The organism is Pseudoneobacillus rhizolycopersici (assembly GCF_054786815.1).
On sequence record NZ_JBTOOE010000116.1, the window covers coordinates 1 to 266 of the forward strand.

1 pseudogene is annotated in these 266 nt (G+C 70.3%); it reads left to right on the forward strand.

Going from position 1 to position 266, the window contains the following annotated elements:
* Positions 1-266: pseudogene (flgF, locus tag ACX9YW_RS23070) on the forward strand (flagellar biosynthesis protein FlgF); the annotation flags it as partial.

Sequence of the window (266 nt, forward strand, 5' to 3'; positions counted from 1 at the left end):
TCAACCGGCGCATGGGCGCGCAGCAGATCACCGGCAACCCGCTGGACCTGTCGCTGCAGTCGGGCAACTGGCTGGCGGTGCAGGCCCCGGCCGGTGGCGGTGAAGCCTACACCCGGGGTGCGGCACTCTCGATCACGCCCAATGGCCAGCTGGTGACCGCCGGCGGCCATCCGGTGCTGGACGAGAACGGCGCGCCGATCGCCATTCCGCCGCACCAGGCGATGGACATCGGCAACGACGGCACGATCTCGATCATTCCGCTCGGC